The sequence below is a fragment of the Streptomyces sp. SudanB52_2052 genome (genome assembly GCF_964272415.1).
Lineage (GTDB): Bacteria > Actinomycetota > Actinomycetes > Streptomycetales > Streptomycetaceae > Streptomyces > Streptomyces olindensis.
Genome location: NZ_OZ186796.1, coordinates 335,676 through 350,079 on the forward strand (window position 1 = coordinate 335,676; position 14,404 = coordinate 350,079).

Below are 14,404 nucleotides of genomic sequence, written 5' to 3' on the forward strand. Positions count from 1 at the left end.
ACCTCCCACCCGTCGGGCTGAAAGCCGGATGATCAGAAAACACGGCCAAACTAACCCGCGGGGTGGGGCGATGCAGGGTGGAATACGGCCAACTGAGTGACCTGAAACCGCCTGGTCAGTGGGTGTTCGGGGCCCGGTGCGGGGGCTGGCTGGGGGCCGGGCGCGGGGTCTGCGGGGGGACGGGCCGGGTGACGGGGGCGTCCTGGTCCACCGTCAGCTCGGTGCCGTGGTGACGGATGGTCAGGGGAGCTCCGGAACGCAGGGTGTACGTGGCCCGGCCGGCGGTCAGTTCCACGCGCAGGCACCGGCCGAGGAATCCGACCGTGAAGGCCAGCCGGCTGTACCGCTCGGGCAGGCGCGGGGCGAACCGCAGGGTGCCGTCGGTGCACCGCATGCCGCCGAACCCGGCGACCAGCGCCATCCAGGTGCCGGCCAGCGAGGCGATGTGCAGTCCGTCGCGGGTGTTGTGCTCCAGGTCGCCGAGGTCCATCAGCGCGGCCTCGGCCGTGTAGGCGCAGGCCAGGTCGAGGTGTCCGGTCCGGGCGGCCATGACGGCCTGGACACAGGCGGACAGGGACGAGTCCCGCACGGTCAGCGGCTCGTAGTAGGCGAAGTTGCGGGCGATCTGCTCCTCGTCGAAACACTCCTCGAAGAAGCTGCCGCAGGTGTACATCGCCAGCACCAGGTCCGCCTGCTTGATCACCTGCTTGCGGTACAGGTCGAAGTAGGGGAAGTGGAGCATCAGCGGGTACTGGTCCGGGCCCGTGTGCTCGAAGTCCCAGCGCTGGTAGCGGGTGAAGCCGGCGTGCTGTTCGTGCACGCCGAGTTCGTCGTTGTAGGGCACGTGCACGGCCTCGGCGGCGTCCCGCCAGGCGGCGCGCTCCTCCTCGTCGGCGCCGAGCCGTGCCGCTTCGTCGGGGTGGCGTTTGCAGGCGTCGGCGGCGGCCAGCAGGTTCGCCCGGGCCATGAGGTTGGTGTAGGTGTTGTCGTCGGCGATCGCGCTGTACTCGTCGGGGCCGGTGACGCCGTCGATGTGGAAGACGCCCCGGTCGTCGTGGTGGCCGAGGGAGCGCCACAGGCGGGCGGTCTCCACCAGCAGCTCCACGCCGACCTCGCGTTCGAAGTCCTCGTCGCCGGTGACCGCCACGTACCGCACCACGGCGTCGGCGATGTCGGCGCCCACGTGGAAGGCCGCCGTGCCGGCCGGCCAGTACGCGGAGCCCTCCGAGCCCTCGATGGTGCGCCAGGGGAACGCGGCGCCGCGCAGGCCGAGCTGGGCCGCGCGCTCCCGGGCGGCGGGCAGGGTGTCGAGGCGCCAGCGCAGGGCCTCGGCGGCGGCGTCCGGCGCGGTGTGGGTGAGCAGCGGCAGGACGAACGCCTCGGTGTCCCAGAAGGCGTGGCCGTCGTAGCCGGAGCCGGTGAGTCCCTTGGCGGGGATGGCGCGCTGCTCGGCGCGGGCCCCGGCCTGCAGGACATGGAAGAGGGCGAAGCGGACGGCCTGCTGGATCTCCTCGTCGCCGTCGATCTCCACGTCGGCGCGCGTCCAGAAGTCGTCGAGGTAGGCCCGCTGGTCCTTGAGGAGTCCCCACCAGCCGCTGTGCGCGGCCGCCGCCAGCGCGGCCTCGACCTGGTCGCTCATCGCGGGCCGGGAGCGGGCTCCGGACCAGCCGTGCGCGACCAGTTTCTCCACCCGCAGCCGCTCCCCCGGCTCCAGGACGGAGGTGATGGTCAGCCGGGCGACGTCGACGTTGCTCTCGCTGCTCGTGGTGGTCCGCTCGGGGCCCGTCACGGTGTGGTCGGCGGCGACCGCGACCCGGAGGCCGCTGCGGCGGGTGCGGTGGACCAGGCGCAGCCGGCTGCCCGAGGCGAGGTCCTCCTCCGGCTCCAGCGGCGACTTCAGCGCCCGGGCCGCGCGCGGGTCGCCGTCCGGCTCGGGCAGGCTCTCGTTGGCGACCAGCTCCGACTGGACGACCACCCGGGTCCGGCTGTCGACGGGCTCCACCTCGTACGCCACGGCGGCTATCGCCCGCTGGGTGAGGGAGACCAGCCGGGTGGAGCGCACCCGGACGGTCGAGCCGGCCGGCGAGGTCCACTCGCAGATCCGCTCCAGCACGCCCCGGCGCAGGTCGAGGGTCCGCTCGTGGCTGATGAGCCGCCCGTAGCGCAGGTCGAACGGCTCGTCGTCGACGAGGAGGCGCAGCACCTTGCCGTTGGTGACGTTGATCGACGTCTGGCCGGACTCCGGGTAGCCGTAGCCGGCCTCGGCGTACGGCAGCGGGTGCAGTTCGTGGACGCCGTTGAGGTAGGAGCCGGGCAGGCCGTGGGGTTCGCCCTCGTCGAGGTTGCCGCGCCAGCCGACGTGGCCGTTGGACAGGGCGAACACGGACTCGCTCTGGGCCAGCACGTCCAGGTTGAGCTCCGTCTCGCGCACGGCCCAGGGTTCGACGCCGAACGCCCGTTGTGAGATCACTTCGTCTCCCCCAGTTCGGCGAGGTCCCGCACCACGATGTCGGCGCCGTGCGCGTACAGGGCGTCGGTCTGTCCGACGCGGTCGACACCGACGACGTATCCGAAACGGCCCGCGCGGCCCGCGTCCATACCGGCGAGGGCGTCCTCGAAGACGGCGCACCGGGCCGGTTCGACGCCGAGGTCCTCGGCGGCGGCGAGGAAGGTGTCGGGGTGCGGCTTGCCGGGCAGCTTGCGCTCGGCGGCGACCACGCCGTCGATCCGCACGTCGAAGAAGTGCTCGGCGCCGATCGAGCGCAGCACGTCGCGGCAGTTGGCGCTGGAGGAGACGATCGCGGTGCTCAGTCCGTGGGCGCGGACCACCTCCAGGTAGCGCAGGGTGCCCTCGTAGGCCTCGACGCCCTCGGTGCGGATCTTCTCCAGGACCAGCTCGTTCTTGCGGTTGCCGAGGCCGTGCACCGTCTCGGCGCCGGGTGGGTCGTCCGGGTCGCCGTCGGGCAGGTCGATGCCGCGGGAGGCGAGGAAGGTGCGTACGCCGTCGGCGCGCGGCCGGCCGTCGACGTACTCGTCGTAGTCGGCCGCGGCGAACGGCCGGAAGTCCTCGCCGTCCCGTTCGCGCAGGAAGGCGTCGAACATCTCCTTCCAGGCGGCCGCGTGCACGACGGCCGTCCTGGTGACGACGCCGTCGAGGTCGAAGAGGCAGGCGTGGATGTCGTCGGGAAGACCGAGCTGCGTCATACAGGTCCGGTTCCCAGACCGGGCACGTCCAGTGAGTGGCGCACGCCACACTCACCGCTACGGGGCAGCTCAGTCGTGCGGGAAGGAGTGGTGCTCGTGCGCCACGAGCCAGCGGCCGTGCTCCTTGCGCAGGCCGAACGTCAGGCGCAGGCGCAGCGTGGGCCGTTCGGCCAGTTCCTCGGGCGTGCCGCAGCGCAGCAGGGCGTGCGCGTAGGCGGTGTCGGTGCCTGCGGTGACGTCGAGGGTGTCGATCTCGAAGCGCGCGCCCTGGGCCTGCCACTCGAAGAACGGCGGCCACGCGGCGCGGTAGGCGGCCAGTCCGTGGATGCCCTCGTGCGGCGGCGGGACGTCGTACATGACGAGGTCCTCGGCGTGGTCGGCGAGGACGCCGTCGAGGTCGCCCCGGTGGACGGAGTCGGCCCAGTGGGTGATCAGTGCGCGGATCCGTGTTTCGTCGTCGGACACGGTACGGCCCTCCTTTCTCCCCCCGTGCCGGACGGTCCTGGGCGCAGGGTGACACACTCGGCTGTGTGCCGCTCACCTTCGACGACCTCGTCCGGCGCGCCCGAGCCCTGCCGCAGGGCGGCCGGCGCGCGATCCTCGGCATCGCCGGCAGCCCGGGCGCGGGCAAGTCGACGCTCGCCGAGCACCTGGTGCGGGAGCTGAACGGGTCCGGCGCCCCCTGGGTGGCGCACGTCCCGATGGACGGCTTCCACCTCGCCGACGCGGAACTGGAGCGGCTCGGCCGCCGGGACCGCAAGGGCGCGCCCGACACCTTCGACGCGGCCGGGTACGCGGCGCTGCTCGGGCGGCTGCGCGCGCAGGCGGACGACGACACCGTCTACGCGCCCGGCTTCGAGCGCGTCCTGGAGCAGCCGATCGCGGGGGCGATCCCGGTCCCGCCGACGGTCCGGTTGGTCGTCACCGAGGGCAACTACCTGCTGCTGGAGACCGGCGCCTGGGCCCGGGTCCGTCCCCGCCTCGACGAGGTGTGGTTCTGCGAACTCCCGGAGCGGGAACGCGTAAGCCGTCTGGTCGCCCGGCACGAGCGGTTCGGCAAGTCCCACCGGGAGGCCGTGGAGTGGGTGCTGCGCTCGGACCAGCGCAACGCCGAGCTGGTCGCCGCGACCCGGGACCGGGCGGACCTGGTGGTGCCGGGGCAGGCGCTGCCGGACCGTTTCCCGGCCCCACGGCGATGAGGCATGATCGACCGCATGATCAGGTCCGCCACCGTGCACGACATCCCCGAGATCCGGACGATGATCCGCGAACTCGCCGCGTACGAACGGGCCGTGGAGCAGGCCCGGGCCACCGAGGAGCAGCTGCGCGAGGCGCTGTTCGGTGCGCATCCGGCCGCCTTCGCGCTGATCGCCGAGGACGACGGGACGGGCCAGGCCGTGGGGTACGCCCTGTGGTTCCCGCGCTTCTCGACGTGGACGGGGACGCGGGGCATGCATCTGGAGGACCTGTACGTACGGCCCGCGGCGCGCGGCGGAGGACACGGCAGGGCGCTGCTCGCGTCCCTCGCCGCGCTCTGCCGGCGCCACGGCTACGACCGGTTCGAATGGTGGGTGCTGGACTGGAACGAGCCGGCGATCGGCTTCTACAAGTCGCTCGGCGCGGAGTTCCTGGACGAGTGGAAGGTCTGCCGGCTCAGCGGAGGACCTCTCGAGGAGCTCGCGGCCCAGGCACCCGCGGGCGACGCGTAGCGGGGCGGACGTCCGCCCCGGCCGGCACGCGGGTGGGTCGCCTCAGGCGGACAGCGTCAGTTCCGGTTCCGCGTGGGCGTCGCCCGCCGGGTCTCCGATCACCGCCGTGAAGGCCTCGGTGCGGACCCGGAGGGCCGTCCCCTCGCGGGCGAACTCCGGTGTGAACGCGTCGTCGCCCGGGCCGTAGCGGACCGCGAACACGTGCAGGTCCTCGGGGGCGCCGGGCGCCGGTTCGGCCTCCAGCGCGGTCGAGGCGACCAGGTGGCGCCAGCCCTCGTCGGGGTTGCCGTAGCCGCGGGGGTCGGCGGCCAGGGCGAAGGCGGCCTGCTCCTGGGTGACGGAAGCGCGGGCGTCGAAGTGGTGCGGGTCGTCGGGGGCCGGGTGGGTCAGGCGCAGTTCCGCCGCCGCCGTGGCCCGGGGTTCGGCGGTCCTGCGGACCCGGTCGCCGTCGTCGGCGGCGTAGGGCAGGCCGGCGAGCAGGTACGGCGTGCCCGGGAGGCGTTCCACCGCGACCGTCGTCCAGAGCGTGGTGCCGTCGGTGACGTACAGGGACCGCACGTGGCGCAGGACGTGGTCGCGGCCGACGACCGGCTTGGTGACCAGCTTCGCCGTCAGGCCGTCCGCGGTCACGTCCCGGACGCGGACCTCACCCATCGGGCGGCACAGCAGGAAGCCGTCGACGACCGGGCCGAAGCCGTGCTGCCGGTTGACCGCGGCCGGGAGGTAGTAGACGCCGGCCGCTTCGACCAGCGACGGGGTCATACGGGTGTCGAAGGCCACCGACACCGAGCCCGCGCGCAGCTGGTGGCGGGCGGGCGCGGTCGACGGGGTGCGGTGCCAGCGCGTGGTGTCCTGGATCTGCCAGACCAGCATCCACGCGAAGTGGCCGTCGACGCCGCCGTCCGCCTTGCACGCGTGCCGCGCCCAGCGGCTGTCGCCCCGGTAGCGGCCGAGGTCGGAGCCGATGCGGGCGCCGAAGTAGCGCAGGCCGAGGACCGACTCGAAGGCGGAGTGCTGCTCGCTGTAGCGGGGGCCGCCGTTGTCGAAGCCGCCGCCGGTGAGGCGGGCGTCGATGTAGCGGGCGAGCGCGTCGCCGTCCTCGGCGAAGACCTCCTCGCCGCTGACCCGGTGGGCCTGGGCGAGGAAGGACAGGGAGATCGGGCCGTAGTTGTTGTCGTAGGCGCCGCCGTGCTCGGGCGGCAGGAGGGCGCCGCGGTCGGCGACCCGGTGGGCGCGGATCTCGTCCTCGTAGAGCCGCAGGGCCGCCCGCCGTACTGTTCCGCCGTCGGCGGGCGGCAGGTGCCGGGCCAGCATCAGGCCGCCGACGACGCAGCCGATCGCCTGGTTGCCGGCCTCCTGCGGGTTGAAGAAGGTGACCTCCGTCAGCCAGCGCCAGTAGCCGTGGGCCACCTCCAGCAGTTCGGCGCGCTGTTGGTCGTCGACGAGGCCGTCCGCCAGGTCCAGCAGGTTCACCGCCTGGAGCAGGGCCCACACCGTGCTCGGCCAGTCGCCGATGGGGTGGGCGCCGGCCTCCAGGGTGTAACGGGCGTACGGGAGGCCGGAGTTGCGTACCTTCAGGTTCGGGTAGCCCGGGTTGTCGTCGGTGTACACCCGCTCACGCAGGTGGAAGGCGAGGCTGCGGCCGACCGCCTCCGGCAGCCTCGGGTCCTTCCCCCGCTGCCAGGCGAGCGCGAGCAGGGAGGTGACGCCGAGGGAGGTGTCGCCGATGTCGTCGACGCAGTCGGGGTGTTCGAGGTTGCCCTCGGGCGTGAGGCGCGCGAGGGCCTGCTCGGTGACGTCGGCGAGCACGGCGTCGTAAGCCTCGGGAGAGTCCGGCAGGTCGTGCAACGGGCCGAGCTGGCGAGGGAGGTGCAAGGAGATCAGCCCTTCATGCCTGAGAGGTGGCGCGCAGTGTGAGGGTCAGTGTCTGCGGTCCGTGCCCACCGAGGTAGACACGGTTTCCGGTCGTCGCGTCGGTGCCGCCGGCCACGGTGTAGTCCTGCCCGGGGTCGTACCGCAGGACGTCGCCGCAGTCCGGGCCGACGAGGGGTTCGCCCGTCTCGACGGCGGCCTCGACCCGGATCTCGTCGTCGCCGACACGGTAGGTCATCGGCTCGGTCGTCAGGCACCAGCGTCCGTCTCCGAGCGGTACGGCGCCCTGCGGCTCGCCGCCCGGCCGGAAGGTGAGCTCGAGGCACCAGGGCACCGGTGGTCCGCTGATGTCGATCCACAGCCCGGCGCCGTCCTCGCGCAGGTCCACCTCGACGCGGATCGTGTGGGAGAACTCGTGCCTCGGCCGGTCCGGGAAGGCCATCGCCGCGGAGAAGCGGCCCTCGTCCACCAGGCGGTAGGCGCCGTCGTCGCGCCTCCGGTCCTTCGGGAGCGGCTGGTAGTAGGCGGCTGCGAGGGTCTGGGTGAGGCGGTACCGGTTGCCGGAGAGCCGTTCCATGTCGGCGGCGCGGAACGGGCCCAGGTCGAAGAACACCCGCGAGAGACGGACCGCGTCGAGGACGGCGTCACCGGCGAACAGGCGCAGAAAGGTGGGGTTGCAGGCGAGGCCCGAGCGGATGCGCCGGTGTTCGGGCACGTCGGAGCCGCCGTACACCACGGTATGGGCGGTGGCCGAGGCGCGTGCGGCCAGGTGTGCGGTGCTGATGTACCGGTCGCGCGGGAGCTTCTCCGCGTCCGGGGCGGGCAGGGCGCGGCACAGATCCGGGGTGAGGAGGGTCTGGGCGAGCAGGTCGGGGTCGTCGATGCCGTCGGCGGCCGCCAGGCGGGCCGCGCGGGCGAAGTCGCCCCGGCCGGTGCGGATCGCGAGCAGCCGGTAGTGCGGCAGGTAGGGCCACAGCGGGAACGAATGCTTCTGGTCCTGGCGGCGCGAGTGGACGGTCTCCACCGTGCCGTCCGGCCTGATCAGGTCCAGGGTCGTGGTGAGGTTGCGTTCGACGGCGGCCAGCAGGTCGGTACGCCCGAGCACCTCGGCCAGCAACAGCAGCGCCGGGTTGGTCACGAGGGACGCATAGACGGCACTGCGTTCCGAGTACAGGCCCTCCGTGTCGATGTCGACGCCCTCGGCGAGCCACTCCTCGACGCGGTCGAGCAGCCGGTCGTCGGGGAACGAACGGTGCAGACGGGCGAGCGCCGCGCTCAGCTCCCAGCGGTGGTTCGGGGTGTGCACGCCACCGGTCAGGAGACTGGCGGTGGCGGCGCCGGCGATCTCGGCGAGCGCGCCCGTCACCTCGCCCAGTTCCGGTCCCGCGTCGGCGGCGAGGACGTACGCGTCGCACACGTCGTTGACGGTGAACGCGGAGTCGGGCGGTGACTGGACGTTGTCGCCGCCCGCGAAGAGACCGGAGGGCGTCTGCACGGCCCGCAGGGCCCGGAGGTGGGTCATCGCGGCGGCGACCGCCTGTCCGCTGCCGTGCAGTGCCGAGTCCGGGGACCGGTATGCCGCTGTCAGGGTTTTCACCCGCCTCGCCAGACCACGGTGCTGCACACCGACGGGTTCCTCGTCGGGGGCGGCGGCCAGCGGGACGGCCGTCCGGTCGGCGGCGCGGGCCACCGACCGGACGAACTCCTGGTCGAGCGGGACGGGCAAGGTCAGTCCTTCAGACCGGCGTTGATGTCGGCGTTCATGACGTACTTCTGGAACACCAGGAAGACGACGATCAGCGGAATCATGGAGATCACCGAACCGCCGAGCAGCACCGACCAGTTGATGTTCTGGGCGCCGACGAGACTCTGGATGCCGATCTGCACGGTGAACTTCTCGGGGTCGTTCAGCATCAGCAGCGGCCAGATGTAGTCGTTCCACCGCCACTGGAAGGACAGGATGGCGAGGGTCAGCATGATGGGCCGGGAGATCGGCACCATGATCCGCAGGAAGATCGACAGTTCACGGGCGCCGTCGATGCGGGCGGCCTCGATCAGCTCGTCGGGGACCGTCAGGAAGAACTGGCGGAACATGAAGCAGCCGGTCGCGGTGAGCAGGGCCGGGAGGATGATGCCGGCGAGCGAGTTGTACAGGCCGAGGTCGCGGACCACCAGGAACAGCGGGGCGAGCATGACCTCGCCCGGCAGCATGGTAGTGGCCAGGATGCCGACGAAGAAGGCCTTGAGCCACTTGTTGTCGTACTTGGCCAGCGCGTACCCGGTGCAGCAGCTGACCCCGACGGTGAGGATCGTCGCGATCACGCACACGATGGCCGTGTTGATGAAGTACTGGGAGAAGTTGGCGCTGTCCCACGCCGCCTCGTAGCCCGACACGGTGGGGTTGCGGGGGAACAGGGTCAGCGGCAGGGAGAACAGGTCTCCGGCCGGCTTGAAGGAGCTGAGGACGAACCACAGCACCGGCAGCGCGTAGACGGCCGCCAGGACCCACAGCAGGGTCGTCGCGGGCACCGCGCGCCGCAGCCCGCCGCCACTCCCGCCACGGGGCCTCTTCTTGGAGACGGCCCGTACGGAACCGGTGTCGACCTTGCGCGGCATGTCTGTGGTTGTCATCGGTTCTCCACCCGCCGGTTGACCATCATCTGGATGATCGCGACGACCATCAGGATGAGCATGAGCACGAACGACGCGGCGCTCGCGTAGCCGATCTGGCCCGTCTTGAAGCCGGTCTGGTAGATGTACTGGACGAGCAGGTTGTTCGACGTTCCGGGTCCGCCGTTGTTGAGGGAGGCGAACAGCGGATACTCCTTCATCGCGTGGATCGTGTTGAGCAGGATGACGATGAAGGACGTGGGCGCGATGCTCGGCAGCGTGATGTTGATGAACTGGCGCCAGGGACCGGCGCCGTCGAGCGCGGCCGCCTCGTAGTACGAGGTCGGCACGTTCTTGATCGCCGCGATGAACAGCAGCATGGAGAAGCCCGTCCAGGCCCAGGACGCCGCCACCACGACCACGATCAGCGACAGGTCCGCGTTCGACTGCCACGGGACGGCGCTGCCGCCGACCTTCTCGATGAGGTAGTTGACCAGTCCGAAGTTCTCACCGAACAGCCACCGCCACAGGACGCCCACGACGATGGGCGACAGCAGCCACGGGATGAAGAAGAAGACCCGGGCGACCGACACGCCCTTGGCGTGCTTGCTCACCAGCACGTTGGCGATGAGCAGGGAGAACACGAAGTTCAGCGGGACGAAGAGCACGGTGTACAGCAGCGTCCGGGTCAGCGCGTCGAAGAAGGTGGAGTCTCCGAACAGGCGGCTGTAGTTGTCCACCCCGACGAACTGGAACGCCCCCACGCCCGTGTAGTTCGTGAAGGAGTAGACGAGCCCGATCACCGCCGGCCAGAGGAAGAACAGCGCGAAGAGCACGACGTTGGCCGCGATGAGGACGAGCGGCGCAAGGGTGTACTTACTGCGGCTCCTGGGCGGGCTCGCGGACACGTCCGGGGCGCGTTTGGTCATCTTCCTGACTCCGTGCTGGTGGAATGGGTTCCTGTGGGCTCAGGCCATGAGCCCGGCGTCGGACAGGCCCTGGCCCGGGCGGCGGCGTCTCGACCCCGCCGCCCGGGCCCCGAAGGCCTGCGGTCAGCCGCCGACCTGCTGGTTGTAGCCGGCCACGATGTTGTCCAGGGCCTTGTCGGCCGACTGCTGGCCGTTGATCGCCTTGCCGAGCTCCGTCTTGGTCGGGTCCTCGGTGAGGCTCTTGCCCTTCAGCACCCAGTTCGTCTGCGCGGTGTTGAAGTAGCCGGAGATGGGGGCGTAGAGCGGGATCGACTCGTTGTAGAGCTTGAACGCCGCCTGCGCCGCCTCCGACTTGAAGGGGTACTTCGGGTTCAGGCCGCTCTCGACGGGCAGGAAGCCGGACGTCTCGCACAGCACCTGGTAGTGGGCCGGTTCGTACAGCCAGGACAGGAACTTCTTCGCGGCGGCGGCCGCGTCGGCGTTGTTGTTGAAGCCCACCGTCATGCCGCCGCTGTTGACGTCACTGGCCTGCACCGGCTGGGCGGGGGTCGGGACGCTCGCCCACTCGAACTTCTTGATGCTGTCCGCGAAGGCGGCGACCTGCCACACGCCGGACCAGTAGGCGACGACGTCACCGCTCTGGAACATGGCGGACGGGTCGGCGCCGCTGGTCCACACCGACTTCGGCATGGTCTTGTCGTCGTTCCAGCCGACGAAGGTGTTCACGGCCTTCTTGGTCGCCGCGTCCACCGAGAACTTGCCGGAGGAGTCCGCGTGGACGTACTTCCCGCCCATCTCGTACACCATGGCGCGGAGCCGGGACGGCGACTGGTCGAAGGTCAGGGAGTACTTGGCGCCGGTCTTCTCCCGGACCGTGTTCGCCGCCTTGATGAACTCGGTCCAGGTCCAGGTCTTCTCGGGCGAGGTCGGGAAGGAGACACCGGCCTTCTCGAACAGCGACTTGTTGATGAACATGCCGGACGCGGTGATGTCCGAGGGGATGGACAGCACCTTCCCGGACGAGTCCTTGGCCACGAAGTTGGCGTTGATCTTGTTGGACTTCTTGTTGGCGATGTCGCTGAGGTCGATCAGCTTGTTCGACCAGATCGGGTCCAGCGCCGGGACGGCCGCCACGTCGGGCAGGGAGTTCGCCTGCGCGGCGTTGTGCAGCTTGGTGGTGTAGCCCTCGTAGGGGATGTTGACGAGCTTGACCTTGACGCCGGTTTCCTTCTTGTACTGCGCCACCATCTTCTTCCAGCCCGCGTCCTGCCCCGGAACCGTGGAGATCCAGAACGTCAGCGACTTGGAGGTCCCGCCGGAGCCGGATTCCGATCCGCAGGCGGTGAGCAGGAGGGCCCCTGCCGTGGCCACGGCAGCGAGGGGAACAACACGGCGTATGCCGCCGCGGCCGAGCCGGCGGGAACGCCGTACACCCAGACTGGTCATCTTCAGTCCCTTTTCGTCGTAGCGGAAGAAGCACGGCGCCAGCCGAGGCGGCACGGGTGCATGGTGCGGGGGGTTTCGCTTTCCGGGGGCACGGCCTCGCCCGGCCGCTTCGCCCTGACGGGTGGGGTCCCCGGCCATGACGGCCGACGTCGCACGAGCACGCCCTCGTGCGGCTGCCGTACTTCGCGTACGGGCGGGAGGCTTACCCGGAGTCGGCGTCCCGGCCGACTCAGAAAGCGCTTGTCCGGACATTGGCAGACCGATGACGCAGCCGTCAATGCTTCGCCCGCACAGCTCCGGTCACGGTTTGGATTCCATGGGCCACCGCGAGCCTGCTGGCGCCCGCCACCGTGCCGGTGTCGCCCACCACGCTGCTGACGACCTCGGTGGGCCAGCTCAGCCGGGCCAACTCGGCACGCACACCGGGCAGGAGCTGGGGATCCGCGCCGGTGCCGCCGCCCAGCACGATCAGCCCGGGGTCCAGCACGGCGGCCACGGCGGCGGCCAGCCGGCCGACGTCGGCGGCGTGCGAGGCGACCACGGCACGGGCCGTGGCATGCCCCTGCCCGGCGAGGGCGAGGAGCCGCTCCGCGGTGCGCGGGCGAGGCCCGTCGCCCTCCCGCCAGGCCTCGGCGGCCCGGCGGAGCAGGGTGCGCGAGCCCATGCGCTGCTCCAGGCCCTCGTGGCGCGGGGCGCGGTCGTCGTCCCAGGGGTAGGGCAGCCGTGCCACCTCACCGGCGGCGCCGTTCGCTCCGCGCAGCACCCGGCCGCCGATGACGACGGCGAGACCGATGCCGACGCCGATGCGCAGGTAGCCGAAGGTGTCCCGGCCGACGGCGGCACCCTCGTGCAGCTCGGCGAGGGCGGCGCAGTTGACGTTGTTCTCCAGGTGGACGGGGACGCCCTCCGGCAGGGCGACGGCCATGGCGTCGAAGACGGGGCCGGCCTTGGCGGTCGCGGGGCGTTCCCCGGCGCCCTCCCGGTCGCGGGTGGTGACGTCACCGACGGCGACGACGACGGCCCGCAGCGGGGCCCCGGCGGGCAGCGTGTCGAGGACCTTGCGGACGGTGTCGGCCGCCTCCGGCCGGGAGCCGGTGCCCTCGGCGAGCAGGGTGCCGTCCAGGGCGCAGGCGCGCACCCGCGTCTTGGCGGGCCCCAGGTCGACCGCGAGCACGGCGCCGGCGGCCGGTCCCAGCCGGTACACGGCGGCGCTGCGGCCGGTGGAGCCGGAGGCACGCCCGGAGTGGGCGGCGAGCTCCACGGCCTCCAGTTCGGCCACGGCGGTGGAGACGGTCGGTTTGGAAAGGCCCGCACCGGCCGCCAGCTGGGGTCGGGTGGCCGTGCCCGCCCCGGCCAGTACGTCGAACACCACACGGGCACTCTCACTCAGGTGCATGGTCTCCCCAGGTCGTGCTGCGGCCGAGCAGGGTGGCCGCAAGGGTGGCGCGGCACCGGGAATTCCGTGCCTCTTGACGCACCCTACTTCGTTAGTTAACTTCCTAACGAACTTCACGGTACTCGCCTGCCGTGGCCCGCAGAAGCCCGTCCCGGGGCTTCCCTACCTCTTCAACTGCCGTGGTCCGACGGACGGTTCGCCTGCCGATCGGCGTGACCACGCAACGACGAAAGAGGACCCGTGCAGGACTCGACGCCCTCCGTGGTCGGTATCGACGTGGGCGGCACCAAGACACAGCTGCGCGCCCTCGCGGGCGGCGGGACCGTCGCCGACCGCGTCCGCAGCAGTACGGGATGGCGGCCGCACGACCCCGGGGCCGCCGCCGACTGGCTGGCCGCGCTGATCCTCGACTCCCTGCCCGCGGACGTACGCCCGGCCGCCGTCGCCGTGGGCGGTCACGCCTGCGAGACACCGCGCCAGTGCGAACGGATCCGGGCCGCGCTCCAGGAACGGCTGGGGGTGCCCGCGCTGGTCGTGGGCGACGCCGAGCTGCTCGTCCCCGCCGCCGGGCTGGAGAAGGGCGTCGGCCTGGTGGCCGGTACCGGTTCGGTCGCGGTGGGACGGCTGCCCGACGGCGGCCCCGTCCAGGTCGGCGGCTGGGGCGCGGTCCTCGGCGACGAGGGCGGCGCCGCCGGACTCGTCCGCGAGGCCGCGCGGGCCGTCTGGGCGGCGCACGACCGCGGCGAGAAGCCCGACGCGCTGGCGGCCGGACTGGTGGAGTCCTTCGGTGTGGCCGAGGTGCCCGCGCTGGGCGCGGCGCTGGAGGCGGCCACGGACGTGTCCGCCGAGTGGGGCCGGCACTCACCGGTGGTGTTCTCGGCCGCGGAGGCCGGCTCGCCGCTCGCCCGGGATGTGATCGCCGACGGCGGCCGGGCGCTCGCCGCGCTCGTCGTCCGCCTCGCCGCCCGCGGAGTCGCGGTGGACGACGTGGTGGTGGCGGGCGGCACGGTGCTCGCCCAGCCCGCGCTGTACGAGGCGTTCACCCGCGCGCTCGCCGAAGCCCTGCCCGGAGCCCGGCCGCAGCCCCTGCGCGTGCCGCCGGTCGAGGGCGCGGTGGCGCTGGCCCGTTCTCTTCCCTGAGCCCGGCGACCGCCGTTCACGCCCCGGACACCACCCCGTGGCCGGACCCTCTTCGCAGGGTCACGACCCGGCCGTAGATCTTCGCTCGTCACCCCGGC

Annotated in this window: 12 protein-coding genes; 3 read left to right on the forward strand and 9 right to left on the reverse strand. The window is 71.9% G+C overall.

From position 1 onward, the window contains the following. Positions 1 to 115: 115 nt before the first annotated feature. The 3 genes from ACSUPV_RS01590 to ACSUPV_RS01600 all read right to left on the reverse strand — a co-directional run bounded on the left by ACSUPV_RS01590 (position 116) and on the right by ACSUPV_RS01600 (position 3,669). On the reverse strand, positions 116 to 2,470 hold the full coding sequence (locus ACSUPV_RS01590; RefSeq protein WP_436946767.1) for a glycoside hydrolase family 65 protein: 2,355 nt from the start codon (positions 2,468 to 2,470) through the stop codon (positions 116 to 118). After that, entirely contained in the window at positions 2,467 to 3,204 is a 738-nt protein-coding gene (locus ACSUPV_RS01595) for an HAD family hydrolase (protein WP_031120391.1), read from the reverse strand. The genes ACSUPV_RS01590 and ACSUPV_RS01595 overlap by 4 nt, the downstream gene beginning before the upstream one ends. A 69-nt stretch (positions 3,205 to 3,273) precedes the next feature. Next, positions 3,274 to 3,669, reverse strand: a complete 396-nt coding sequence (locus ACSUPV_RS01600) for a YybH family protein (RefSeq protein WP_037764058.1) — start codon at positions 3,667 to 3,669, stop codon at positions 3,274 to 3,276. 65 nt (positions 3,670 to 3,734) lie between these two features. Here ACSUPV_RS01600 and ACSUPV_RS01605 point away from each other — a divergent pair, with 65 nt between their 5' ends. After that, positions 3,735 to 4,403, forward strand: coding sequence for a nucleoside/nucleotide kinase family protein (locus tag ACSUPV_RS01605; protein ID WP_436946768.1), 669 nt, complete (start codon positions 3,735 to 3,737; stop codon positions 4,401 to 4,403). Between the two features lie 15 nt (positions 4,404 to 4,418). Further along, the gene (locus ACSUPV_RS01610) at positions 4,419 to 4,913 is read left to right on the forward strand and encodes a GNAT family N-acetyltransferase (protein WP_037764877.1); all 495 of its coding nucleotides are present in this window, start codon (positions 4,419 to 4,421) and stop codon (positions 4,911 to 4,913) included. Between the two features lie 42 nt (positions 4,914 to 4,955). Here the strand turns inward: ACSUPV_RS01610 and ACSUPV_RS01615 are convergent, their stop codons facing one another. From ACSUPV_RS01615 to ACSUPV_RS01640, 6 genes are all read right to left on the reverse strand, one after another. Next, the gene (locus tag ACSUPV_RS01615) at positions 4,956 to 6,788 is read right to left on the reverse strand and encodes a hypothetical protein (RefSeq protein ID WP_037764063.1); all 1,833 of its coding nucleotides are present in this window, start codon (positions 6,786 to 6,788) and stop codon (positions 4,956 to 4,958) included. Between the two features lie 13 nt (positions 6,789 to 6,801). Beyond that, positions 6,802 to 8,511, reverse strand: a complete 1,710-nt coding sequence (locus ACSUPV_RS01620) for a hypothetical protein (protein WP_436946769.1) — start codon at positions 8,509 to 8,511, stop codon at positions 6,802 to 6,804. A gap of 2 nt (positions 8,512 to 8,513) precedes the next feature. Next, positions 8,514 to 9,416 carry a carbohydrate ABC transporter permease gene (locus ACSUPV_RS01625; protein ID WP_037764069.1) on the reverse strand — a complete coding sequence of 301 codons (903 nt, stop codon included), beginning with the start codon at positions 9,414 to 9,416 and terminating at the stop codon, positions 8,514 to 8,516. Then, complete coding sequence (locus tag ACSUPV_RS01630) at positions 9,413 to 10,324, reverse strand: carbohydrate ABC transporter permease (RefSeq protein WP_031120401.1); 912 nt, start codon at positions 10,322 to 10,324, stop codon at positions 9,413 to 9,415. The genes ACSUPV_RS01625 and ACSUPV_RS01630 overlap by 4 nt, the downstream gene beginning before the upstream one ends. A 123-nt stretch (positions 10,325 to 10,447) precedes the next feature. Continuing rightward, positions 10,448 to 11,770, reverse strand: coding sequence for an ABC transporter substrate-binding protein (locus tag ACSUPV_RS01635; RefSeq protein ID WP_031120402.1), 1,323 nt, complete (start codon positions 11,768 to 11,770; stop codon positions 10,448 to 10,450). A gap of 274 nt (positions 11,771 to 12,044) precedes the next feature. After that, a complete protein-coding gene (locus ACSUPV_RS01640; RefSeq protein ID WP_037764072.1) occupies positions 12,045 to 13,166 on the reverse strand; it encodes an ROK family protein in 1,122 nt (373 codons plus the stop codon). Between the two features lie 240 nt (positions 13,167 to 13,406). On the opposite strand from ACSUPV_RS01640, the gene ACSUPV_RS01645 reads away from it, so the two are divergent. Continuing rightward, the gene (locus tag ACSUPV_RS01645) at positions 13,407 to 14,306 is read left to right on the forward strand and encodes an N-acetylglucosamine kinase (RefSeq protein WP_031120404.1); all 900 of its coding nucleotides are present in this window, start codon (positions 13,407 to 13,409) and stop codon (positions 14,304 to 14,306) included. The last annotated feature ends 98 nt before the right edge of the window (positions 14,307 to 14,404 follow it).

Bases quoted from the DNA above. Each gene is read 5' to 3' on its own strand.
- ACSUPV_RS01595 (WP_031120391.1), bottom strand. From the start codon at position 3,204: ATGACGCAGCTCGGTCTTCCCGACGACATCCACGCCTGCCTCTTCGAC.
- ACSUPV_RS01610 (WP_037764877.1), top strand. From the start codon at position 4,419: ATGATCAGGTCCGCCACCGTGCACGACATCCCCGAGATCCGGACGATG.
- ACSUPV_RS01625 (WP_037764069.1), bottom strand. From the start codon at position 9,416: ATGACAACCACAGACATGCCGCGCAAGGTCGACACCGGTTCCGTACGG.
- ACSUPV_RS01630 (WP_031120401.1), bottom strand. From the start codon at position 10,324: ATGACCAAACGCGCCCCGGACGTGTCCGCGAGCCCGCCCAGGAGCCGC.
- ACSUPV_RS01635 (WP_031120402.1), bottom strand. From the start codon at position 11,770: ATGACCAGTCTGGGTGTACGGCGTTCCCGCCGGCTCGGCCGCGGCGGC.
- ACSUPV_RS01640 (WP_037764072.1), bottom strand. From the start codon at position 13,166: ATGCACCTGAGTGAGAGTGCCCGTGTGGTGTTCGACGTACTGGCCGGG.